The 23,774-nt window shown below is 39.6% G+C and carries 20 protein-coding genes and 2 other annotated features; of the genes, 18 read left to right on the top strand and 2 right to left on the bottom strand.

The features are described 5' to 3' along the window. The first annotated feature begins 114 nt into the window (after positions 1-114). Together sfsA and gyrA are read left to right on the top strand one after the other, a co-directional pair. Positions 115-1,281 (top strand): DNA/RNA nuclease SfsA, encoded by a 1,167-nt coding sequence (gene sfsA / locus NFR27_RS05270; RefSeq protein WP_251441757.1) that lies wholly within the window; start codon positions 115-117, stop codon positions 1,279-1,281. Between the two features lie 229 nt (positions 1,282-1,510). Beyond that, the gene (gene gyrA / locus NFR27_RS05265; RefSeq protein WP_277612533.1) at positions 1,511-3,988 is read left to right on the top strand and encodes a DNA gyrase subunit A; all 2,478 of its coding nucleotides are present in this window, start codon (positions 1,511-1,513) and stop codon (positions 3,986-3,988) included. A 105-nt stretch (positions 3,989-4,093) separates the two neighbouring features. On the opposite strand, the gene NFR27_RS05260 is transcribed toward gyrA, so the two are convergent. Then, complete coding sequence (locus NFR27_RS05260) at positions 4,094-4,675, bottom strand: LysE family transporter (protein ID WP_251441764.1); 582 nt, start codon at positions 4,673-4,675, stop codon at positions 4,094-4,096. A gap of 191 nt (positions 4,676-4,866) precedes the next feature. Then, positions 4,867-5,769 carry a LysR family transcriptional regulator gene (locus tag NFR27_RS05255; protein WP_251441774.1) on the bottom strand — a complete coding sequence of 301 codons (903 nt, stop codon included), beginning with the start codon at positions 5,767-5,769 and terminating at the stop codon, positions 4,867-4,869. A gap of 354 nt (positions 5,770-6,123) precedes the next feature. On the opposite strand from NFR27_RS05255, the gene NFR27_RS05250 reads away from it, so the two are divergent. From NFR27_RS05250 to hisG, 16 genes are all read left to right on the top strand, one after another. Next, positions 6,124-7,032, top strand: a complete 909-nt coding sequence (locus tag NFR27_RS05250) for a DUF2156 domain-containing protein (RefSeq protein ID WP_277612535.1) — start codon at positions 6,124-6,126, stop codon at positions 7,030-7,032. Positions 7,033-7,109: 77 nt separating this feature from the next. Continuing rightward, on the top strand, positions 7,110-8,330 hold the full coding sequence (locus NFR27_RS05245) for a GNAT family N-acetyltransferase (protein WP_251441778.1): 1,221 nt from the start codon (positions 7,110-7,112) through the stop codon (positions 8,328-8,330). Positions 8,331-8,401: 71 nt separating this feature from the next. Continuing rightward, positions 8,402-9,643: an L-cysteine desulfidase family protein gene (locus NFR27_RS05240; RefSeq protein WP_251441781.1), complete on the top strand. Its 1,242-nt coding sequence runs from the start codon at positions 8,402-8,404 to the stop codon at positions 9,641-9,643. 50 nt (positions 9,644-9,693) lie between these two features. Next, on the top strand, positions 9,694-10,452 hold the full coding sequence (locus tag NFR27_RS05235; RefSeq protein WP_251441784.1) for an SDR family NAD(P)-dependent oxidoreductase: 759 nt from the start codon (positions 9,694-9,696) through the stop codon (positions 10,450-10,452). Between the two features lie 72 nt (positions 10,453-10,524). Then, complete coding sequence (locus NFR27_RS05230) at positions 10,525-10,917, top strand: DUF805 domain-containing protein (RefSeq protein ID WP_251441787.1); 393 nt, start codon at positions 10,525-10,527, stop codon at positions 10,915-10,917. A gap of 131 nt (positions 10,918-11,048) precedes the next feature. Next, positions 11,049-11,630 (top strand): DUF805 domain-containing protein, encoded by a 582-nt coding sequence (locus NFR27_RS05225; protein ID WP_251441792.1) that lies wholly within the window; start codon positions 11,049-11,051, stop codon positions 11,628-11,630. A gap of 41 nt (positions 11,631-11,671) precedes the next feature. Continuing rightward, positions 11,672-11,873, top strand: a binding site (T-box leader). Between the two features lie 359 nt (positions 11,874-12,232). Then, positions 12,233-13,804, top strand: coding sequence for a 2-isopropylmalate synthase (locus tag NFR27_RS05220; protein WP_277612534.1), 1,572 nt, complete (start codon positions 12,233-12,235; stop codon positions 13,802-13,804). Between the two features lie 126 nt (positions 13,805-13,930). Next, positions 13,931-15,190 carry a 3-isopropylmalate dehydratase large subunit gene (gene leuC / locus NFR27_RS05215; RefSeq protein ID WP_162099749.1) on the top strand — a complete coding sequence of 420 codons (1,260 nt, stop codon included), beginning with the start codon at positions 13,931-13,933 and terminating at the stop codon, positions 15,188-15,190. A gap of 1 nt (position 15,191) precedes the next feature. Continuing rightward, positions 15,192-15,680 carry a 3-isopropylmalate dehydratase small subunit gene (locus NFR27_RS05210; RefSeq protein WP_251441795.1) on the top strand — a complete coding sequence of 163 codons (489 nt, stop codon included), beginning with the start codon at positions 15,192-15,194 and terminating at the stop codon, positions 15,678-15,680. 178 nt (positions 15,681-15,858) lie between these two features. Continuing rightward, complete coding sequence (leuB, locus tag NFR27_RS05205; protein ID WP_251441796.1) at positions 15,859-16,935, top strand: 3-isopropylmalate dehydrogenase; 1,077 nt, start codon at positions 15,859-15,861, stop codon at positions 16,933-16,935. A 313-nt stretch (positions 16,936-17,248) separates the two neighbouring features. Then, positions 17,249-17,494 (top strand) — a binding site (T-box leader). 52 nt (positions 17,495-17,546) lie between these two features. Next, positions 17,547-19,010: an energy-coupling factor ABC transporter ATP-binding protein gene (locus tag NFR27_RS05200; protein ID WP_251441799.1), complete on the top strand. Its 1,464-nt coding sequence runs from the start codon at positions 17,547-17,549 to the stop codon at positions 19,008-19,010. A gap of 10 nt (positions 19,011-19,020) precedes the next feature. Continuing rightward, complete coding sequence (locus NFR27_RS05195; protein WP_251441802.1) at positions 19,021-19,830, top strand: energy-coupling factor ABC transporter ATP-binding protein; 810 nt, start codon at positions 19,021-19,023, stop codon at positions 19,828-19,830. A gap of 10 nt (positions 19,831-19,840) precedes the next feature. Beyond that, positions 19,841-20,521: an energy-coupling factor transporter transmembrane component T family protein gene (locus NFR27_RS05190; protein WP_251441804.1), complete on the top strand. Its 681-nt coding sequence runs from the start codon at positions 19,841-19,843 to the stop codon at positions 20,519-20,521. A gap of 97 nt (positions 20,522-20,618) precedes the next feature. Then, positions 20,619-21,476 carry a histidinol-phosphatase HisJ gene (hisJ, locus tag NFR27_RS05185; RefSeq protein ID WP_251441812.1) on the top strand — a complete coding sequence of 286 codons (858 nt, stop codon included), beginning with the start codon at positions 20,619-20,621 and terminating at the stop codon, positions 21,474-21,476. A gap of 522 nt (positions 21,477-21,998) precedes the next feature. Then, positions 21,999-23,156: an ATP phosphoribosyltransferase regulatory subunit gene (locus NFR27_RS05180; RefSeq protein WP_251441814.1), complete on the top strand. Its 1,158-nt coding sequence runs from the start codon at positions 21,999-22,001 to the stop codon at positions 23,154-23,156. Continuing rightward, positions 23,149-23,766, top strand: coding sequence for an ATP phosphoribosyltransferase (gene hisG, locus NFR27_RS05175; RefSeq protein WP_251441828.1), 618 nt, complete (start codon positions 23,149-23,151; stop codon positions 23,764-23,766). The genes NFR27_RS05180 and hisG overlap by 8 nt, the downstream gene beginning before the upstream one ends. Positions 23,767-23,774: the final 8 nt, after the last annotated feature.

The following is a 23,774-nucleotide window of genomic DNA, read 5'->3' as shown; positions in this document are numbered from 1 at the left end:
GGGCATGTTACATGATTTGTATGTAGCCAGTGCTACATTTTTATTTTTTTAGATATACTTTTAAAATGATTCGTAATTGCAATTTACTCATAGTTGAGATAGGTTGAGGCAACAATGAAACAATTATATGAAAAGGTTCTTACAGGACGCTTTGTGAAACGGCCGAACCGTTTTGTCGTGCAGTTAGCAATGGATCACTTGCAAGGTGAGATTGTATCGGCTCATTTGCCAAATCCAGGGCGTATGTGGGAACTTTTATATCCAAATGTTAAATTTTATGTAGTTCATCACCCTAAAGTAGGTGCTAAAACCCAATATCGTGTTATTGGCATCGAACGTGATGGGGTACCGATTATGTTAGATACTAATTATAGTAATGATGTAGCTGAATATTTAATTAGTACTAAACAAATTCCCGGTTGGGAAGCGTGGTCTGTAGTGCGCCGAGAGTATACGGTGGGGCAAAGTCGTTTTGATTTATTACTCACTAATGAAGAAGAAGAATCCTTTTTACTGGAAGTGAAGTCCTGCACCTTGTTTAGCCGTCATGGGGCTATGTTCCCTGATGCTATTACAGAACGTGGGCGTAAACATTTACTCCACTTGCAACATTTACAAAGTGAAGGCTATCATACAGGAGTGTTGTTTTTAGTACAATGGGAGTATGCGCAATGGTTTTTACCTGATTATCATACCGATTTAGCCTTTGCTCAGACTTTTGCAGCCGTGGCGGGTGATCTGGACTGGAAGGCAGTCGCACTTCGGTGGACTGAGGATTTTACCATGCCTACGGTTATTCGTGAATGTCAGTATAAGGCTGATTTAGTAGCTCAAGAAGGGCAGGATCGAGGGGATTATTTAGTAGTGTTATATTTGCCAGAGACAATGGATTTAGAAATTGGTAGTAAAGGGACTATGCATTTTGAACGAGGCTATTATACATATGTAGGTTCAGCTAAAGCGAATTTGACGAAACGCTTGGAGCGTCATAAACGAAAACGTAAGAAATTGCATTGGCATTTAGATTATTTTCGTTCCCATTGTGAAATGATAGCCGCCATGCCTATTCGTAGTAGTGCCGATTTAGAATGTGAGCTAGCAAAGGCGATGCAACAGCTAGATACTTGGGAGATTACGGGTTTTGGGTGTAGTGATTGCGACTGTACAAGCCATCTCTTTGGTAGTAGCTACAACCCCATTCACCATGAGCCTTTTATGCTCATGGTGGAAGATTTCCGCATGAATCGGCTAGATTCACTGATGGGGATTGAGGCAAAATAAAATGACCTATGGTCTATGTAACCTGCTTTTGTTACATGTAAAATACAGATAGGAGATTATCATTTTACAGAGAGCGTATGTAATGAAATAATAATGATTAAAGACCATATTTTTCAGGTATAAAGCCTAATAAGTAGCATTATACCGCTAAAAATGCTATAATATAAGTTGCTAATAAATTAAATTGAAGAATAAACAAGCGATTAGTTATTTTAAATGAGGTGAGACTGTGGAGGAAACGACCTGGAGTCATGGGAAAATAGAACCCATCCAGATTGATAAAGAGATGAAGAGCTCCTATATCGATTATGCTATGAGTGTAATCGTTATGCGTGCCTTACCAGATGTTCGCGATGGTCTAAAGCCAGTGCATCGTCGTATTTTGTACGCTATGCATGAAACTGGCATGGCGCCAAATAAGCCATACAAGAAATCGGCCCGTATCGTCGGGGACGTACTTGGTAAATATCATCCACATGGGGATAGTTCAGTATATGATGCCACTGTGCGTTTAGCGCAAGATTTCAATACGCGCTACCTCTTGGTAGATGGCCATGGTAACTTTGGTTCTATTGATGGTGACTCAGCGGCGGCTATGCGTTATACAGAAGTTCGTATGGCTCGCATTACAACGGAAATGTTGGCTGATATTGACAAAGATACTGTTGATTTCATGCCAAACTATGACGAATCTTTGCAAGAACCAACTGTATTACCAGCGAAGATTCCAAATTTATTGATTAATGGTTCGGCTGGTATTGCTGTAGGGATGGCGACTAACATTCCACCGCATAACTTAAATGAAGTAGCGGATGGTTTGATTATGCTTATCGATAATCCAGATGCGGATGTAGCAGATTTGATGACGGCCATCAAAGGACCAGACTTCCCAACCGGTGCGTTAATTCTTGGCCGTGAAGGCATTAAAAAGGCATATAGCACTGGTCGTGGCAGCATTAAGATGCGTGCTCGCGCTACCATTGAAGAGATGAATAAAGGGAAGCACCGCATTGTAGTGACGGAAATTCCGTATCAGGTTAATAAGGCTCGTGTTATTGAAAATATTGCCGAGTTAAGCCGTGATAAAGTAATTGATGGCATTACAGCTCTTCGTGATGAAAGTGACCGTCGTGGTTTGCGCATTGTAGTAGAACTTCGTGCTGATGTGCAGCCAGATATTGTGCTTAACAAATTATATAAACATACGCAATTGCAAGATACTTTTGGCGTTATTATGTTGGCCTTAGTTGACGGCCATCCAAAAGTATTAACCTTGAAAGAAGTATTGAGCCATTATTTGAATCATCGTTTAGGCGTTATTGTGCGTCGTACGCAATTCGAATTGGCCAAGGCAGAAGCTCGTGCTCATATTTTAGAAGGTTTGCTCATTGCCCTTGATCATATTGATGAAGTTATTGCTACTATTCGTGCGTCTGAAACGGATGATATTGCGAAGAAGGCCTTAATTGAAAAATTCGGTTTATCTGAAAAGCAAGCCGTTGCTATTTTAGATATGCGTTTACGTCGTTTAACAGGCTTAGAACGTGAAAAAATCGAAGATGAATACAAACAACTTGAAATTCTTATTGCTGATTTGAAAGCTATTTTAGCTAGCGAAGAACGTCAACGTGGTATCATCAAAGAAGAATTGACGGAAATGAAACAAAAATATGGTGATGACCGTCGCAGTGAAATTACAATTGATACATCAGAACTTGATGTGGAAGATTTAATTGCTGACGAAGAAATGGTAATTACCTTAACTCGTCAAGGCTATATTAAACGCATGAATGCTAATGTATATCGCAACCAACATAAAGGTGGCGTAGGCGTTGTGGGGATGAAGACGAAGGAAGATGATTATGTAGTACAGATTTCTCATGTACGCACTCATAATACACTTCTATTCTTCACTACCGCTGGTCGGGCATATCGCTTGAAAGGCTACGAAGTGCCAGAAGCATCGAGTCGCAATTCACGGGGTACAGCGATTATCAATGTATTACCACTCAATGTAGGGGAAGCTGTTACCACGATGATTGATATGGAAACAGTAAATCATGACTTGAACCTATTCTTAGTAACGAAACAAGGCGTGGTGAAACGTACTTCTATTGAAGAATATCGCAATATTCGTCGCAGTGGTCTTAATGCTATTTCCTTAGGGGAAGAAGATCGCTTAATTGCCGTTTGCTTAACCACCGGTGGTCAAGACATTCTCTTAGGTACTCGCAAAGGTATGGCGATTCGTTTCAATGAAGAAGATGCTCGCCTTATGAAACGATCGGCTCAAGGTGTGCGTGGCATTAAATTGAATGCTGGTGACGAAGTAGTTGGAGCCGGTGTCATTACAGAATCAGGTGAAGCTTGTCAGGTATTCACTATTAGTGAAGAAGGTTTTGGTAAACGAAATAGTGAAGATGCGTACAGTCTCCAAAAACGAGGCGGTAAAGGGACGAAAAACTTCCGTATTACCGACAAAACCGGTGATGTAGTGGCTGTTGAAATCGTAACTGATAATGACGAAGTGATGTTGATTTCCGAACAAGGCAAGATTATTCGCTTTGATATGAAAGACATTGCTATCAAAAAAGGCAAAGCTATCTCTGGTGTGAAAACACAAAGTCTTGATGCAGGTGATAAAGTAGCTTCCGTTGCTATCATTGCAAAAGCAGAATTAGAAGACGAAGAAACTAGTTTATTCTAAGTAGACTTATTATAAACAGTTGGCATTGTAAATTATAAAATTTGCACATAATAAAGAGCTGTAACGATATGTGGATTTATTTCACAATGACGTTACAGCTCTTTTTTATAACATGCTATATACACATTCTAATAAAGTAAGGGCTAAGATACAATTAATCAAGCGAAAGTGTTGATTATAGATTCGTTGTAAAGCAAGGCCGGCAGCGATCCAAGAACCCGTTGCAATACAGCCCATAGTAGCAATAAATACATTAGCGGTAATCAGCCAAAATAATTCGGTTGTAATTGGTGCTATATATCCTGTTAAGGCTGTGATGCCAAAAATATAGATTTTTACATTGACGAATTGAAGTAAAAATCCCTTTAAAAAGGAAGCCGACTGGGTAGTTGTAGCCTTTTGTGGTTTACTAGTAGCTATATTAAAAGCAAGCCATAGTATATACAGAATGCCAATATATTTTATAATTAGTAATAGTTCGGGAAACGCAGCACCCATAAAAAAGACAAAAAGCCCGCAAATAACTTGAACTACAAAATAGCCTACAAATATTCCAAAAAACAAAGGTTTACCTTTTAACCAACCATATACATTGGTAGTATTGAGGGCTAATATATTACCTGGCCCAGGTGTAAAGGCATTAATAATACAGTATATAATAAAATTGCTAACTATATAGGCTGACATAAATTCATCTCCTAACTAATATAATATATGCTAAGTGAAATTTGAATGTGTAGTATTAGTTAAGAGGATATCATAAATTGTTTATTGATAGGTAATACATTAAAAATTAGGTTATCCATAGCTTAAAACTATGGATAACCTTTAAAATTTAATTTATGTGTTACATAAAAGTGTTACAGCACTATATAGGGTTATAAATGTTCATAATTTTTTAGGGCATTTACATATAAATTAGCTAAGGTGGATAGGGGTTGATTAGCTAGTTGAATATAGCCAATAGTAATTGTTTCTTCCACTGCGAGTGGCACAGCGATTAAGGCGTCTCCTTGTAAGTAGCTTGGCATAATACCACTGGATACGGTATAACCATCTAGACCGATTAATAAGTTAACGACTGATGCACGGTCACTAATGCGTACGATTTTATCGGTAGGTAAAGTACTAAGGATTTCTTCCGCATAATATTCTGATTCATAAGGGCCTTGTAAAAAGTTAAGTCGTGCATACGGTTTCAAATCATCTAAGGTGATGATTTCTTTATGAGCTAATGGATGATGACGGCGTAAAAACACATGCGGTTTAGTTGTAAATAAGGGTGTAAAGGTAAGTTGTCGTTGTGCGATTTCTTTACGTAATACAGTTTCATTGTTGGCACTGATATATAAAATGCCAAGATCACTAAAGCGATTTTTAACATCCTCTAATATTTGATACGTTCTTGTTTCATTGAGGATGAATTCAAAACGATCTTCGCCAAATTGTTTGACCATATCTACGAAAGCATTAGCTGTAAAGGTATAATGCTGTGTTGACACAGCAAATCGTACTTTTTCAGGTTGATTATTAATGAAGGTATCCTCTAATAATTCCATTTGTTGGCATACGGAACGTGCATATCCTATAAATTGTTGCCCAAATTGTGTAAGGATAACACCATTTCGTTGACGAATAAACAGAGGCTCTTTTACTGTTTTTTCAATATCATGAAGTGCATTGGAGAGGCTCGGTTGTGATATGTATAAACGACGTGCTGCTTCAGTGATTGAGCCTGTTTCAGCAATCATAAGAATATATTTCAGTTGTTGTAAGGTCATAGGAACTCCTCATGGTGAGTAGGTAGATGAAGTAATTAAAGTAATTAAATTATCGAGTAGTGGATAGCCTGCTTATATGAAAATGGGTGAGCAAGTATCTGTTTATACTATGTATAGTACCAAAGAATTAAGCTGGCGGATATAGGAAGTTTATAGGATTCGTAACTTTTTTATAACTTTCATTGAAAGGAATTCTCTTTTGCACAATTTTATGGTACAATACATATATAAAGAATGAGATATATAGATATAGTTTGTTTTACAAAGTAGTATTATATAGTATAATAAAAGAGTTCGTCCCTATGAGGGAAGGCTTAGGATTTTAAATAGACAGTATTGTAGGAGGCGAGTCCTATTTTAGAATTTAAACGATTTGAATTAAAAGATAAACCTATTATTGATGATTATTTTGCGGAACATCATTACGAAGCATCGGATTGTTGTTTCACAACTTTATTTATGTGGCAAGATCCCTATGGTATTCAGTGGGCTGAAGAAGATGGGGTACTCTTTATTAAAGGGGGCGGTAAACGAGAACCATTTATGTTACCCCCATTTGCTGGTAAAGATGCTAAATTTGTAGATGGTCTTGAAATGGCAAAAGAATGGTTTAAAGTAAATAATTTGCCTTTCCGTCTTAAAGGGGTAAATCCTATTATGATGGAACGGATGAATACGTTATGCCCTGATTGTTATGAATTTACACCAGATAGAGATAATTTTGAGTATATTTATAAAACACAAGATTTAATTTCTTTGTCCGGTAAAAAATTACGGCAGAAGAAAAATCACTTGAATCAGTTCCGTATGCAATACACAAATTATGAGTATATGCCACTTACGGATGATATTTTTGCTGATTGTATTGCTACTGCTGAGTCCTGGGTAGAAACACATCATGAAGAAGGCATTGAAGATGAATTAGAAGCTATTAAATTATTATTTAAACACTGGGATGAGTTAGGTCTTGTTGGCGGTGCTATCAAGTTATTTGGTCGTATTGAGGCATTTACTATTGGTCAGTTGTTGAATGAACGAATTGCTTTAATTCATATTGAAAAAGCTAATCCAACAATTCGTGGCTTATATCAGGCGATTAATAATGAATTTGTTCGTCATGAATTTGCCGATACAGAGTTTGTAAATCGTGAAGAAGATATGGGCTTACCAGGTCTTCGCAAAGCGAAAGAGTCATATAATCCAGATCATTTTGCAGAAAAATATGACGCAGTGTATGCTGATCAATGTCCCATTGAGTTATAATTCATAGAGGAGTCCATGGGACTCCTCTTTTTGTATAGAATTTGGTTAATATTAAATAGTAATAGTAGAGGTAATATATGGACTTTAGAATAGCAACAGCTCAAGATACAGAAGCGGTTAAAAATTTATGGGCGTACTGTTTTGAAACAGCCGAGGATCCATTTTTTAAGTATTATTTTTCAAAGGCCTATGAACCAGAACATACAATGGTAGGCTATGATGGTGAGTTATTAGCGAGTATGGTACATTTGCGCCAATATACATTACATGTTCGCGGGGCGGCCTTACCTGTTAGTTACATGGTAGGGGTGGCTACTGATCCAGTAGCCCGTCGTGGTGGTATTGGTGGCCAATTATTGCTGTCTTCACTAGAGGAGTTAAAACAGCGTGGTCAAGGTATAACAATTCTTATGCCATCAAAGGCTGCTTTTTATCAGCAGTATGGTTGGGAATTATATGCGCATCAATGGGTGCAGACCATGTCGTTGGAAGAACTTCGTCCATTAACGGATAAGACGCTGCAGTTTGGTTTATTACAGAGTGAAGAGGAGTGGCAAACATTAGCGCCTGTATATGAAGCGTATACTAAAGGCCTATCTGGTTATGCTATTCGTGGAGAAAAAGAATGGCGTCGTTTATTGGGGAGTTTTTTTGCTGAAGGTGTGCGCGTAGCCTATGTAGCTGATGAAGCGGGGCAAATTGAAGGGTATGCTGTATATCGTTTAGGCGCAGAAGAAATCCCTGTGACTGAGTTTGTATATACTTCGCGTCGCGCTCAGAAGGGCTTACTTAATTATTTATATAATCATCGCTCCCAAGGAAGTTCTATTCGTTGGAATGAAGGGTTACATGACGAGTCGTACATTTTTCATCCTAATGGTAAAATAGGTCATACAACTATGCCGTATATGATGAGTCGTATTGTGGATGTCAGCACTGCTATGGCTAGTGTACCAGTTCATATTGATGGCCATTGGCGTCATATTCCTTGCGTTTCAGAGTCTGGTACATATACTTTTACATTAGGTGTGAAAGATACATTAGCTACTTGGAATGAAGGAACGTATGAAGTAACAATTCAAAGCGATGGTAGTGTTCAGGCCAAAAAAATAGCTGACCAGATACTAGAGAGTGCACAAGTCGTTAGTGAAGTGGGAGCGTTAAGTTTAATCCTTATAGGCCGCATGACAGCTACCGAATTAGTATTTGAAGGAAAAATTAAGGGTGATGAAACGGCTTTAATGATGCTGAATCGTGTATATCCAAAACAAAAAACATACATTAATGAATGGTGGTAAGGCTAATCAGTGTTATAATGGATATAATGGAGTTATAATACTGTATTGTCATTAAAAGCATGGAGGACCGAATGAAAGATTTATATTGCATGTTAGAGAGAGAGGTACTACCTGCTTTTGGTTGTACAGAGCCGATTGCTTTGGCTTTTGCAGCGGCTAAAGCTGTAGAGGTTTTGGGAACATTTCCTACCACCTTACACGCTGATTGTAGTGGTAATATTATTAAAAATGCTAAAAGTGTGACTATCCCTAATGCAGAGGGACGCACAGGTTTTTATTATAGCTTAATTTTGGGGGCCATCGTTGGTGATGCATCTAAGGAGTTAGAAGTTCTGGAAGGCCTTACAAGTGCTGATGTAGCACGAGCTGATGAGTTATTTGACAGCAATTTCTGTACGGTTGCCTTAGCTGAAGGGGTAGCTAATTTATATATTCATGTGACAGCTAAAACGGCAGATCATGAGGTACAAGTTACTGTTCAGCAGAAACATACGAATATTACTCATATTGAAAAAGATGGGGTTGTATTGTTAGATATTCCTATGGAGCAAATATTAGCTGATGAACTTCAAATGACCTTTGATGATTGTTATGAATTTGCAGAAGAAGCTGATTTAGGGCGTTTAAAAGAAATTTTAAGCCGCCAGTTTGAATATAATATGGCGATTGCCGAAGAGGGAATGAAAAATTCTTATGGCTCTAATATTGGCAAATTAATTATAGAAGAGTCTGCCTCTATTGCTGATAAGGCACGCGCTTATGCAGCCGCTGGTTCTGATGCGCGGATGGGTGGCTGTAGCATGCCAGTTATGATTAATTGTGGCAGTGGTAATCAAGGTATTACCTTGTCAGTGCCTATTTTAGTATATGCAGAAGAATATAAGATTTCAGAAGAACGTCGTTATCGAGCATTGGCTCTAGCTAATGTATTAGCTTTATATATTAAGCATGATATTGGTCGTTTAAGTGCGTATTGTGGCGTGGTTAGTGCAGCGTCCGCTACGGCGGCGGGGATTGCCTATCTTTTAGATGAGCCTAAAGAAGTTGTTTGGGAAACCTTATCTAATGCTTTAGTAGGTACATCTGGGGTTGTTTGTGATGGGGCCAAAGCATCTTGCGCTATGAAAATCGGTATGTCCTTAGGCAATGCTCTGTTATCATATCGTCAAGCTAAGACGAATAATAGTTTTAAAAATGGCGATGGTATTGTGAAGGGCTCCATTGATGATACAGTGCACACAGTAGGGCGCATTGCTCGAGATGGAATGCGTGAAACCGATATTGTTATTTTACAATCAATGATTGAAAAATAAATTGTTAGTAATTCAAGCGTTACTGAATCGTTGTAGAGAGGATGAGAGTTATGAGTAAAACAGTGTTTATTACAGGAGCTACCTCTGGTATTGGTCGAGCTACGGCTGAAGCATTTGCTAAGGCAGGTTATAATTTGTTATTATGTGCTCGCCGCTTAGACGTGTTAGACAATTTAAAGTCTGAGTTTGAACCAGAATACAAGATTAAAGTAACTACCTTTGCACTTGATGTAACCGATCGTGAAGCGGTAAGTTCTGAAATACCTAAACAAATTGAAGCCGTTGGTGGTGTAGATATTTTAGTAAATAATGCAGGCCTTGCTCAAGGGTTAGATTCTTTTGAAACGAGCTCCATTGATGATATGGAAACTATGATTGATACGAATGTAAAAGGCTTGTTGTATGTGTCCCGTACAGTATTACCATTTATGATTGAAAAAAATCAAGGCCATATTGTTAACTTAGGTTCTACCGCTGGTATTTATGCCTATGCTAAAGGGGCTGTATATTGTGCCACTAAAGCGGCTGTTAAAACGTTAAGTGATGGTATTCGTATTGATACGATTGAAACAGATATTAAAGTGACTACTATTCAGCCGGGTATTGTAGAAACGCCATTTAGTGAAGTTCGTTTCCATGGTGATAAGGCTAAAGCGGCTGCTGTATATGCTGGTGTAGAAGCATTACAAGCTGAAGATATTGCTGAAATCATCGTATTTGCCGCTACACAACCAAAACGAGTACAGATTTCAGATATTACGATTATGGCAAATCAGCAAGCGACAGGCTTTATGATTGCGAAGAAATAAAATTATAGATTGACGCCAACTACAACCTTAATTTGGCTATAGTTGGCGCCTTTTTAAAAGTGAGGAGAATATATGAGTTCATTACCAATTGTTGACAATTTTAAAATGTGTATGACTAAAAAATACATGACTTTTCAAGGGCGTGCGAGTCGTGGTGAATATTGGAAGTTTGTTTTAGTGCAGTTTATTATTATGCTCATAGTAGGTATTATCGCTTGGATGTTTACCTTCGATGAAGGCACATTAGACATTATTACGACTCTTGTAGGCTTGCCATTTTTATTGCCTTCCCTAGCGGTACAAGTTCGGCGCTTGCACGATTTGGGCCGTAGTGCTTGGTGGCTGTTACTTCATTTAGTCCCTTATGCAGGCTCTTTCGTATTGTTTATTTTCTCGATTATGAAAGGGAAACCAGAGGCTAATGAATATGGTCCTGTCCCTAATTATAGTTATTATGGGGAATAATAAAGATTAGCAGTATGAAAAAGCAGATGCCTCTTAGCATCTGCTTTTATTGTATAAGGACTGTTACTTTGATAAAAATCATGTATAATAAAGAGTATCGTACAGTAGTTTATTTTAGAGGAGTGAGCTATATGCCATGTAAACAATGTGGGCGTGAACAGCAGGGTGGTCATTTTTGTTCTCATTGTGGTCAGCCTTTGGAACCAGGGGCTCGCTTTTGTACCCATTGTGGTCAAGCAACTATTATTACATCAGTGCCTATCGTAACTGATCGTATAGGCTCGTTAGGTTTAATAGATAATTTTAAAATGTGTATGACTAAAAAATATTGGTCAGTTCAGGGTCGTGCCACTCGCGGTGAATATTGGAAATTTCAATTATTATTGGTAGCTCTTTGGGTTTTAATTGGAGGGCCTTGCCTATTTGCTGCCATTATGTTAGGTGATACGGTAGGACATGATCTGTCTATGGGGCTATTTTTTCTGTTGTTAGTCGTGCTTTTTATAGCTTTTATACCACCTAATCTATGTTGTGAAATTCGTCGTTTTCATGATGCTGGTTTTAGTGGTTGGTGGCTACTTTTGAATTTTATACCAGGCGGTAGCATGGTTTGCTTTATTTTTACCTTGTTGCCAAGTCAATTAGGGCCTAATGAGTATGGGCCATTACCAGATTATTCTGAAATTAAGTCAAATATGCAAAATATCTCTTGACAAAGTATATGTGTTTGTGAGAGAATAACAACCATCAAATGAAATAAGCGATGAGCAGGTATAAAGAACTATTTAGTGGCTTACAGAGAGTTGCCGGTTGGTGTGAGGCAATAGGACGAATAGTATCGAAACTCTCCTGTGAGCTTTGTGGCTGAATAGAAGTAAGCCATGACGGTAGTTCCGTTATAACTAGAAGAGAACCAACTAGGGTGGTACCGTGTTATAGTTTATGATGCCCCTGGAACACAGTAATGTGATTCCAGGGGCTTTTTTGATACTTTCATTTGATACGATGATTAAGAAGAATATACATAGTGATTCTTCTTAATTATGGTATTCATTAATTGTATCAGCTATATCTATTAACTTATAACGCCCCTGGACGTGCAGTTATGCTGTGCTTCCGGGGGTGTTTTTTAGTATCAGTATTACATCAAGTAGTACGGGTCATTTATTTGCTACGTGTTAGTAATAGTGTAAATTAGTTAAGTCTAAGAGTAATTATTGAGAAAGAAGAGAGAGCCATTAAGAAAGACGAAGGAGAGAGCGTCATTTCTTAGCAAAATAAGGGGGCTATATTGAGTGAGAAGAGAGGTAATCTTATGAGCCAAGTACAAGCAATAACTAACAAACAAGACGTGAATCGAGTGTATTTTTTCGATACTACTTTACGTGATGGCGAACAGAGCCCTGGTGTATCTTTACAGACTCCGGAAAAAATTGAAATCGCTCAGAATCTAGTGCGACTTGGCATTGATGTTATTGAAGCGGGGTTTCCAGCGGCATCACCAGGTGATTTTGAAGCGGTAAAGACCATTGCTGAACAAGTGAAAGGAGCTACTATTTGTGGCTTAGCAAGAGCGAATAAGGCGGATATTGAGCGGACTGCAGAAGCATTACAGCAGGCTGAACGCAGTCGCCTTCACGTATTTATTGCTACTAGCGATATTCACTTGGAATACAAATTGAAAAAGACTCGTGAAGAAGTGATTGCTATTGTGAAAGAGTGCTTGGCTTTTGCAGCGGGGAAATTTGATGAAATTGAATTTTCCGCAGAAGATGCATCCCGTACAGATTTAGATTATTTATGTGAAGTCTTTGAAGTTGCCATTGTTGGTGGCGCTACTATACTTAATGTACCTGACACAGTGGGCTATATGACACCTGATGAATTTGCTTATAAAATTCGCTACATCAAGGAGCATGTGAAAGACATTGATAAGGCTATCATTAGTGTTCATTGCCACGATGACTTAGGTATGGCTAATGCCAATACCTTAGCAGCTATTCAAGCTGGGGCACGCCAAGTAGAAGGGACTATTAATGGTCTTGGCGAACGGGCTGGTAATGTGGGGATTGAAGAAGTGACAATGGCCCTTAAAACACGGCAAGATGTGTATGGTGTTACTACGGCTATTGATACGAAGCAGTTCACACGGGTTAGTAAATTAGTGAGTAAGCTAACTGGTATGGTCGTGCCGCCGAATAAAGCTATTGTGGGGCGCAACGCTTTTGCTCATGAGTCAGGCATTCATCAACATGGTATGTTAAATAATCCTACCACCTATGAAATTATGACTCCAGAGAGCGTAGGGGCTGAAAAAACGAGTATCGTCCTCGGCAAACATTCTGGTCGCCATGCTTTTGACAGTCATTTGGAAACAATGGGCTTCCATTTTACAGCTGAAAAAGTGAACGATTTATTTGCAAAATTCAAAGCCTTAGCGGATCGCAAGAAAGAGATCTTTGATGAAGATATTTTAGCATTGGTTATAGATAATATTGACCATGTAAAAGCTATTGAATTAGTGCATCATCACTATAAATCCAATGAGCGTGGCTATGCATATGCTGATGTGCGCCTTAAGACCCCACAGGGCATTCGTGAAGATGCCGCCGTTGGGGATGGCTCTGTTGATGCATCCCTTAAAGCAGCACAGCGTGTCATTGGTTTACCAATAGAACTTATCGACTATCAGGTGCGAGCGGTAACAGCTGGTCAAGATGCTCTTGGTGAAGTACAAGTGACTATTGCTTATAATGGGCGCCAATATAATGGGCGTGGTGTGAGTACTGACGTTATTTTATCTAGCGTGTTAGCTTATATTAATGCGGTTAACTATGTGTATTTAACAGAAGAAATTGAAAAAGAATTTGAAGAACAAGAAAATTAAATCAAAAGAATTATACCGTGAGAAGCAAATCAAGAGTATTACATTAAAAGCATTAAATTAAGAATAGCCAATTTAAGCAAAATAAATTAAGAGAATTAATGAGAGTAATATAAGGAGGCATTCGTTATGGGGATGACGATGACAGAGAAGAATATGGCGCGCCATGCAGGCGTAGCAACGGTGAAGGCAGGGGAAATTATAGAGTGTAAAGTAGACGCCGTGTTGATGAATGATATTACCTTTCCGCCAGCGTTAAAAGAATTTAAAAAGATTGGTAAACCTGTTTTTGATAGAGAGAAAATTTATCTAGTGCCAGATCATTTTACACCGAATAAAGATATCAAATCAGCGGAACAAGCGAAAGTTATGCGTGATTTTGTACGGCAAGAGAAAATCACTCATTACTTTGAAGTAGGCCGTATGGGCATTGAACATGTACTATTACCAGAGCAAGGATTGGTGGCGCCAGGTGATATGATTATTGGTGCCGATTCTCACACCTGTACATATGGTGCGCTAGGCGCGTTTGCTACGGGTGTAGGTTCTACTGATGCAGGCGTGGCGATGGCTATGGGCCAGACCTGGTTTAAAGTACCAGAAGCCATTAAAGTGGAGCTGACGGGTAAGCCTAACCAGTGGGTAACAGGCAAGGATATTGTCCTCGAACTTATTGGTCGCATTGGCGTTGATGGGGCGCGTTATAAAGCGATTGAATTTTGTGGCGATGGCATTGCCCATTTGACTATGGCCGACCGCTTGACTATTTGCAATATGGCGATTGAAGCAGGTGGCAAATGTGGTGTTTTCCCTTATGATGAAGTGACGGAGGCCTATGTGTCAGGTCGTGTGAAACGGGCTTATACGCCTGTGGTAGCGGATGAAGATGCCGTATATAGTGAAACGGTAGTTATTGACCTAGCTACTTTACAGCCAGTGGTAGCGTTCCCTCATTTGCCATCGAATACGCACTACATTACAGATATTGCTAACGATATTGCCATTGACCAAGTAGTAATTGGCTCTTGTACTAACGGGCGTTATGAAGATTTAGAAGCAGCGGCGTCCATTTTTAAAGATAGAAAAGTGGCGGACTTTGTACGTTGTATTGTAGTTCCAGGCAGTCAAGATGTGTATGATCAAGCCATAAAAACAGGTTTGGTAGATATCTTTATTGAAGCAGGCTGTGCCGTTAGTACGCCAACTTGTGGGCCTTGTTTAGGTGGTTATATGGGCATTATGGCAGCGGGGGAGCGAACTGTTTCCACAACGAATCGTAATTTTAGAGGGCGTATGGGCCATGTAGATAGTGAAGTATATTTGGCTAGCCCATATGTGGCAGCAGCTAGTGCTGTACTTGGGCGTATTGCAGGGCCAGAGGAGGTTTAATATGGATTTTCAAGGTAAAATTTGGCGCTACGGCGACAATGTAGATACAGATGTAATCATTCCCGCTCGATATTTGGCGATTGCTGATATGGCGGAGCTAGCTACCCATGCGATGGAAGATATTGATACGACCTTCGCTCCTAATGTAGAAGCTGGCGATTTGATGGTAGCTGGTAAGAATTTTGGCTGTGGTTCTTCGCGCGAGCATGCACCAGCGGTCATTAAAGCGAGTGGGGTACCTTGTATTATTGCCCATAGTTTTGCACGAATTTTTTTCCGTAATGCCATTAATATTGGCTTGCCGGTGATTGAAATTGGTGATGCGGTTGAACATATTAAGGCGAACCATGAAATTGGGATTGATATGAGTTCAGGTGAAGTGCATAATTTAACCACTGGTGAAACGTACCAAGGTACAGCGTTGCCTCCTTTCGTACAAGCCATTGCCAAAACGGGTGGCCTTGTAAACTTTGCTAAACAGCGGGGCTAAGTAAGGAATCCGCTTAAAAGAAAGCATGAAATAGAAAAAAGAGAAATACAACGGTAATAGATAGAATAAAACAGGAAAAATAGAATAAGATATAAAAAGATAGAATAAGCTATAAAAAGGATAGAGTGAAGTAGAAAAATAAACAAAAGAGAATAGAAGAGAGAAAGAGAGCATTTATATGAGTATAGAGAAACGAGTAGTCGCCATTAATGGCGATGGTATAGGGCGTGAAATTGTTAATTCCGCTCGTCGTGTTGTGGACAAAGCGGTGGCTAAAGATAATATCGTAATTCGTTGGGCGGAGCATAAGGCTGGTGGAGAAGCGATTGATGCCTATGGTGAGCCTCTACCACAATCGACCATTGAGGCTTGTAAAGCGGCAGATGCTGTGCTATTGGGGGCTGTAGGTGGCCCTAAATGGGATGCGGTAGATCCAGCCATTCGACCAGAAAAGGCTATTCTTGGCCTTCGTAAAGCGTTGGGCTTATTCTGTAATTTACGCCCTGTTCGTATTTTCAAAGCCTTGCAGGACTATTCTCCACTAAAACCTGAATTGGTGCAGGATGTAGACTTTGTTATCGTTCGTGAACTGACTGGAGGCATTTATTTCGGTGAACGTTCGGAAGCTAGCGGTGAAGGGGCCAATGAAGTGGCGTGGGATAAAGAAACGTATCATCGCTATGAGATTGAACGAATTATGGATGTAGCTATTAATACAGCCAAACAGCGCAAAGGAAAGGTAACGAGCGTAGATAAGGCCAATGTATTGGCATCCTCTCGTTTATGGCGTAAAGTGGCACAAGAAAAAGCCACTGCTAATCCAACAGTAGCTTTTGATTATTTGTATGTAGATAACACAGCCATGCAATTAGTAGTTAATCCTGGTCAGTTTGACGTGATTGTGACGACTAATCTATTCGGAGATATTCTAAGTGACGAAGGGGCGGTTGTTTCAGGATCCCTTGGTTTATTGCCATCAGCTTCGATTGGTACGGGCACAGCACTTTATGAGCCTATCCATGGCTCAGCGCCAGATATTGCGGGTCAGGGCATTGCCAATCCATTAGGAACGATTTTATCAGCGGCTATGATGTGTCGCCATTCATTAGGCGCTCCTAAGGCGGCTGCTGCGATTGAAAAAGCAGTGGAAGACGTACTTGTAGCGGGGTATCGTACGGGTGATATTTACAAGGCTGGCATGAAAAAAGTAAATACCGAAGGCATGACGGAGGCGGTGTTAGCATATATTAAATAAGTTATGTAACTAGTTTTATATTTATAGATTTTTGTGAATTGATGTTTTAAGATTTTATTAATTTAAATATTGTAAATATTATAAGTATAAAGAGATTATAGAGGACTTTTCTAAAGTAGAACGGTTAATGGTAAGATTGGTTTGCGGCAAGAAAGGTCCATTCTGTAATCTAGTTACTATCGGTTTTAATGTTTGAGATAGATTTAATGAGTCTAGCCTTTGAGATATAGGGAGTTATGTAAGGTTTTATAAACTTTTAAACTTTATATTGACTTCTTTTCCCTACCTGTGTATAATTGAAAAAAACATAAAGATATCGTCGACGAACAGGAAGAGTAATTATAAGAGTTCGGCTACAGCGAGTCGGGAATGGTGGGAGCCTGATGCAAGAGTTTATAATGAATGGACCTGGGAGACGTGGCCCGAACTTTGGTAGGCGCCACCGGTCATCTCCGACCGTTAACAAAGGAGCGCGTATCGCCTATGGGTAGGCCGTACGTAGTGAGCCGGGTCTTTATGACCAATTGGGGTGGCACCGCGGATAACCTTCGTCCCTAGATTTTCTGGGATTGAAAGGTTTTTTTTATACCCATTTTTAGGAGGAAAGAAGTATGGAGCGAATTCAAGATGTTTCAAAATTAGTATATACACATGTGCAAGGCGGTCAATTTCGCTGGGTTACAGTGAGCACGTTAATGTTGGCCTTGGGTACGATTTTGCACTTAGTTAGCCCTAGTGTAGCAGGGATTACACCAAACTGGATGATTGCTACTTATTGTGTAGCTATTCATTTGACACGACCTAATTTTCGTCAGTCTTTGGGGATTGGCTTAGTAGCAGCGCTCATCAATTTGATGACCTCTAAATCGGCTTTTCCTTATGCTAACTTATTAAGTGAACCAGCTGGTGCTTTAACTTGTGCTTTCATTGTGCATATGTTTAGCAAAGTAAAAATTGGTGGGAATATGATTCCTCCTGTTGTATCTGGGTTTTGTAGCACTTTAGTGTCAGGAGGTATTTTCGTAACCATTTTATTTTATGTACTAGCTTTACCGCTTGATGTATATCTTAAAGGGATGTGGCCTTTAGTTTTAATTGTAGCGCTTTGTAATGCAGTAGTAACGCCATTACTCTATGTGCCAGCCCAACGTTTGTTTGCTCGTCGTGGCTATTTACCAAATGCAGATGAAGTCATTTCTAGTGATCATAGTCAGTATGAATTAGTACCAACCACTGATGCTAAAATTTCAATTGAACATTTTTCCTATTACTATGGTAAACAAACGAAGCCCGCTATTAAAGATATTAACTTAGTTGTTAATGATGGCGATTTTCTAGTAATTACGGGACCTGCAGGCTGTGGTAAATCCACTTTGTGTATGGCTATGATTGGGGCCGTGCCTAAATTCTATGGTGGTCGCATGGAAGGCATGGTATATGTTAATGGCAAGGCGACAACGCAAGCGGAAATTTCCGAATTGGCTACTGAAATCGGTGTTGTGTTAGCCGATTACGATACGCAGCTTGTGACGATGACCGTAGCGGAAGAAGTAGCGTTTGCTATGGAAAATCGTGGGTATACGCCAGAGCAGATTAAAGAACGCAGTGCTATCGTGTTTAAACAAGTCGGCCTTGAAGGCATGGAACAGCGTAAGATTACAAGCCTTTCTGGTGGCCAACGTCAACGCTTGGCGATTGCCTCGGTGTTAGCTACGAATCCTTCTATTTTAGTGTTGGATGAGCCAACCAGCTCACTTGACCCAGAAGGTACCGATGAATTATATCGTTTAGTAGGTTCTTTGAATAAAGAATATGGCATTACCGTTGTGGTTATTGATCATGATTTACATGCTGTATTACCATATGCCAATCGTATGGCCCTTATGGTGGACGGGGAACTTCGCTGTGATGATGTGCCTGAAAACACATTGCGTTATATGTATAACCATACTATTTATGTAGATGCCTTACCATCTATCTTTACAACCTATATGCGCTTAGAAGAAGCCGGTTATGAATTTGAACAGCCATGGCTCAGTGTAACCGCTGCTAAATCTGGTTTACGCGTATCATAAGGAGGTTACTATGCTAGAAGTTAAAGGCTTGCGCTTTGGCTATGTCCTAGGGCAAGATATTATAGATAATGTAGATTTTACTATCGGTGAAGGTGAATTTATTGCCGTTGGCGGTCGTAATGGCTGTGGTAAAACAACAGTTACTCGTTTGCTGATGGGTCTTGAAAAGCCACGAAGTGGCAAGATGTACTATGATGGGGAAGATATTACTAATTTATCCCCTGCTGATCGTGGTCGTTTTATCGGGTATGTGTTTCAACAACCAGACCGTCAGATGTTTCGTCCTACCGTAGCTGAAGAAGTAGGCTTTGGCCCTGAACAATTAGGTTATACGAAAGCAGAAGTAGCTGATATTACGTCGAAGGCATTGGCAGCCACAGGGATTAGCCATTTGCGTGATGCTTATCCGCCAACGCTTCGCCGTGGGGAAAAACAGCGAGTAGCGATTGCATCGGCTTTAGCTATGAAGTCTAAAATTTTAATTTTAGATGAGCCAACGAGTGGCCAAGATGGCAAAGAAACACGGGAATTATTAGAGTTATTAGAAACCTTACGCTCTACAGGGCTTACCATTTTGTTGGTAACGCATGATATGGAGATTATGGCGGCCCATTGTACACGGGCTATCATTATTGGTTATGGAACCAAAGCGTTTGATGGTACACCAGAAGAATTATTTACTGCTCGTGAAGATTTATTTGATTTAGGTCTTACGAAACCACCTTGTGTGGAATTAGCCGAAGCGGTACCAGGCCTTGGTTATTGTAAGTCTATGAAAGATTTTGAAACAAAAATGCTAGCTCGTAAGGGTCGCAGTTAGGAGGAAACCCATGCAACGATTAGTACCTTTTACCAAAATATTGATGACTATTGCGTTTTCCGTATGGGCTGTTCTATTCCAAACTCCTTACGAATTAACGTTATTACTAGCCTTAGAGCTTATTATTTTATTAGTAACGGGCCTTTTGGGCAAACAGTTTAAAGCTGTTTTAGTCTTAGCGGCCTTTGCCGTATTCTTAGCAGTTGTACAATATCTTGGCGGTGGCACCTTAGAATCTGCTTATGTGACAGGGTTGCGCATGCTTTGTATGACGATGGTATTTATTATGCTCTTGGCTACAACTAAGTTGCAGGATTTAACGGCAGCTTTGGTGACACAATGTAAAATTCCTTATGAATATGCGTTTATGTTTACTGCGGCACTTCGCTTTGTGCCAGATTTTATTGCAGAAAGTAAAGCCGTACAAGAAGCACAGGCTTGTCGTGGTTTAGCGTTAGACGGGAACATTTTCAAACGATTTGCTTCCTACGGTTCGGTTATTCAGCCATTATTATTGAAATCTTTAGGCCGTTCTGAAACGATGGCACTTTCCCTAGAGTTACGTGGTTTTGGTAATAAAAATCACAGCTTTGTTGCTACAGTAGGGATGCGCGGGCTTGATTATGTAGTTGTATCTGTGTTAGCTATTTTAACAGTAGCTATTATTATGTATGTGCGTGGCGCTTTCTAAGATATTGTTGTACACTATAGGTAAGTATGTATTATCTAAGTGGGCCTCTCATAAGTACAAGACGTTAGGCCTTGTTGTTAGCAAGTAGGAGCCATTTATGAGTAAACAATATTCCATCGTAGGTCACAATCAATATGAGGGGCAATTGGTTGATGGTCATTTACACACTGAATTATGCCCCCATGGGAGTGGTGAAAAGGTTGCTCTTTTAATTGAAAAGGCTATTGAACTGGGGTTTTATAAATTGTGTTTAACAGAACACGCCCCCCTACCTAATGGTTTTACTCGGCGGTATAAAGGGGATAAAGAAGCCTATGATACGGCGTCAATTCGTATGGATCAAGTAGAACCCTATTTAGCCTTAGGTACTGAATTACAAAGAGAGTATGGTCAATATATTAATCTATCTATCGGCTTTGAAGTGGATTATTTGCCTGGCTTTGAGGAAGCGACTCGCGAATTTTTAGATTTGGTAGGGCCCTATACGGGGGATAATTTGTTGTCTGTTCATTTTATGCCCGGTGTGGACGATGGCTTTTGGTGTGTAGATTACAGTGAAGCGGAGTTTGCGAAGGGCTTTGGACCGTGGCTTACTAAGCAAGATGTGCTGTATCGTCGGTATTTCCAACTGGTTTTAGAGGGCGTGCAGACTGACTTTGGGCCTCACACACCAGTGCGTATTGGTCATTTAGATTTGATTAAAAAGTATCAGCACCATTTTAATTTTAAAAACACTTATGATAGTGTTACGCAGCAAGTGATTCGGCAGATTCTTGAAACGTTACGCTTCCAGAATCGTACCCTTGATTATAATATTGCTGGCTTATTCAAGACAAATTGTCGTGAAATGTATCCTAGTTCCTTTATCCAAGGGATGGCCTATGCGTTGGGCGTGCCGTATATGGTGGGATCTGACTCCCATGGGGTGAGTGCTTTTGAAACGGCTTGGGCTTAGAGTTATATAGCGCCGGTTACCTGATATAAATTGAAATATAATTAATAGATAGCGATTCAGAAAAATAAAAACATCCTTTAACTATTGTCATGAAGTTCACGTTGAATACGTGACGACATATAGTAAAGGATGTTTTTGTATATATGGCTTTAGGAGGTTCTGGCTTACTCACCTATGTTTTCGTTTATAGAGATAGGAGATGTTAGGGGATATGACTATAAGAATATAAAGATGTAAGAATATAAGAGTATAAGGATAAAGAGTATAAAGGCATAAAGATATAATAATATAAAGGTATAAGAACATAGGTCTTATACCTTTATATGACTGGAAGGCATAAAATCTATGCGTAATATTATATTGACGAAGTGTGTCTTACAGTGTATTATATCTTTAACACTTTAGTTAGATGAAGTGATAAAGAGTTAAATGCAAGATTAAAATTTAAGTAGTAGTCACATTATCATTTCTATTTGATGATGTATATAGATAGGCAGTACGAGTAAAGAGAGGGTTTGGGATATGAAACAAAAACGCTTGCCTCAAGGCTTTCGTGATGAGTTTGGTGAGGAAGCGCAGAAGAAGGCGCTCCTTAGCAATTTATTATCGAAATGCTTTTACAAACGAGGATATACAAAAATTATAACACCTTTAATTGAATATAAAAATGTCTTTGATGATTATGATTTAGCCATTCAACAAAAGCTCTATGAATTGGTTGATAGTTCGCAAGAGCGTTTAGTTGTGAGACCAGACTTAACCTTACCAATTGCGCGGTTTTTATCCAACATACAAGTAAGCTTGCCCACTAAATTTTACTATATTGGTGACGTGTTGGCTATGAATCAGGCTCACCGTGGCTGGGCAAATCAAGTGACACAGGCGGGCATTGAATTAGTTGGTTATGAGTCGAATCGAGCTGAACTGGAATGTTTGCTAGTTATCAATCAAGTAAATCGATTGTTATTAAATAATCGCCTGTATTTAGAATTAAGTGATGCTCGTTTTGCTCCTGCGATTGTGGAAGCCTTAGGCTTAACGGCTGATGAGGAAGAGACCTTGTTTGATGCTTTATTCAATAAGAATTTGCCACGGTATGAAACGATTATTGAAAGTTATGCTGAAAATGCTTTATATCCGCTTTTAGTGGTTTGGCCTCGTTTATTTGGCTCTGTAGAAGAAGTACAGCAAGAGTTAAATCAAGTGATTTTACCCATGACAGCCCAACGAATTGTCAATCAATTGATGGATTTAGCGAAAACGGTACAACATATGTCAAATCAGCAGGTTCGCCTTGATTTAAGTAGTCGACCACCGCAGCCGTATTATACGGGCTTGACCTTTAGAGGTTATGTTGATGAAGTGGCTAGCTATATTGTCAGTGGTGGCCGATATGATCGTTTGTTAGCTAATTTTCAAAAAGAACCTACTTGTGCTGTAGGCATGGCTTTTGATTTAGATGTGCTAGCTCAAGTAGCTGAAATGGAAGTGCCGAAAGCTAAACCAGTGCTAGTTTATTATGAGCCAACTGCCTGGCCTAAAGCAGCTGCGTATTTAGTGAATCATCCGGCGTATAGCTTAGTGCTAGCTGATAGTTTGGAGGACGCACGACGTCAGGCGGAGCGTGAAAATGCTGTATTATATGTAGTCACTGAAGAAGGAGTGAGTGAAGATGCTTAGTATAGCCCTAACAAAAGGCCGTGTGGAGGAGCAGGTCATTCCCCTTCTGGAGGCTTGTGACATTGATTGTGAACCTTTACGCAATAAGAAACGTAAACTCGTAATTCAGCTAGGGGATAGTTTAGAAGTGATTTTAGTTAAAGGTGGCGACGTTTTGACTTACCTCAATAATGGTGTCGTAGACATCGGCATTGTAGGTAGTGATATTTTAGAGGAACAGCAAAATACGAGCTATGAATTATTAGACCTTCAGACAGGACGCTGCCAATTTATTTTAGCCTCTTTAGCAGGCTATGACATGAATGAGCCACGGCGACATACAATTGGGACTAAATATCCTAACATTACTAAGGCCTATTTTGCCAGTCGTGGTAAGGACGTAGAAATTATTAAAATTGAAGGCTCTGTAGAACTGGCCCCTTTAATTGGCTTAGCCGATGCTATTGTAGATATTACCGAAACGGGTACGACCTTGCGAGAAAATAACTTGCAAATTTTTGATTGGCTGATGCCTATTTCTACGCGTTTGGTGGCAAATCCATTGGCTTTGAAACAAAAGCGTAGTGAGATTTTTAAATTTGTGGATCAGTTAAAGGCTGCTCAAGTCTGACAGCCTAT

The sequence above is a fragment of the Veillonella intestinalis genome, assembly GCF_943192895.1.
GTDB classification, from domain to species: domain Bacteria; phylum Bacillota; class Negativicutes; order Veillonellales; family Veillonellaceae; genus Veillonella_A; species Veillonella_A intestinalis.
The sequence above is the reverse complement of the archived record's forward strand: the minus strand, read 5'-3'. Positions and strand labels throughout refer to the sequence as shown.